Here is a 1,111-nt window from a genome sequence, read left to right on the forward strand (position 1 = left end):
AGCACACCACCCCCCCTTGCTTCCCTCTTCCGCGCTGCGTTTCCGTTAGCGCGAAAGAGGCGTGATTCTAAGCACCCGCCCCCAACTACGCAAGCCCCTTTGTGAAATAAATTTGAAAAAGCCCCCGCGCGCTGACGCGCACGGGGGCTTGGGGCTCGACGGGCCGGGCAACGACCGCGGCCGCCAGGTCGCCGGCAACGCTTCCCTCAATATATAGAGGCGCGTCACTTGCCACCCACTGCAGCCCGCAGTTGCTCGACCGGTACTGCTTCGGCCATCGCCGTGTAGCCGGCGTCGCTCGGGTGAATGCCGTCGCCGCTATCGTAGCGACGCTGCAGCACGCTCGGGTGCGCCGGATCGCGCAATACTGCATCGAAGTCGACCACACCGTCGAATCCACTACCGCTCCGGATCCACCGGTTCACCTCGAGCCGGATCGCCTCGCGCCCCGCCGGCAGCCCGGCCGGCGTCAGCGTCGCGCCGAAAACCTTCACGCCCTGACGATGCGCTGCTTCGATCAGCCGACGGTAGCCGTCGATCAGCGATGCGGCCGTGACCTGCGTATGCGGATGGTCGCAATCGAGCCCCGCGCGCGGCGGCATCGCCGCGAAGTTGATGTCGTTGATGCCGATCAGCACGATCGCCACTTTCACACCCGCGCGCGACAGCGCATCCCGCTCGAACCGCGACGCCAGCGACGTGCCGTAGCACGCCGAATCGCTGAGCAGCCGATTCCCGCTGATACCGAGATTCGCGACGCCGATCGACTCCGCGCCGGAGGCCGTCAGCCGACGCGCCAGTGCGTCCGGCCAGCGGTGGTTCCGGTTCACGCTCGAGCGCAGCCCGTCGGTAATCGAATCGCCGATCGCCGCGACGCTGGCGCGTGCCGAACCGGCCTCGACCGCGAGCTCGCTCACCCATGCATATTGGGTAAAGCGGGTGCGGAACGCGGCGGCGCCCGGATCACTCGCATGATCGCCCGGCGCAGACACGTAATTGAACTGGTTCGACACGCGGTGCCAGACCGTCATCCGCTGGCTCGCCCCCATCTGGAGGCTGATCGCATACGGCCGCCCCGCCGCGACGTCGATCGCCGCCGGATCGCTTTCGA

At 67.3% G+C, this 1,111-nt stretch carries 1 protein-coding gene; it reads right to left on the reverse strand.

Features of this window, described 5'->3' with window-relative positions:
- Window positions 1–224: 224 nt before the first annotated feature.
- Window positions 225–1,111: SGNH/GDSL hydrolase family protein (locus tag G3N93_RS40495; protein ID WP_206135574.1), on the reverse strand; the 887-nt coding region annotated here is incomplete at its 5' end.

This window comes from Burkholderia sp. Se-20378 (assembly GCF_017104665.1).
GTDB lineage: Bacteria > Pseudomonadota > Gammaproteobacteria > Burkholderiales > Burkholderiaceae > Burkholderia > Burkholderia lata.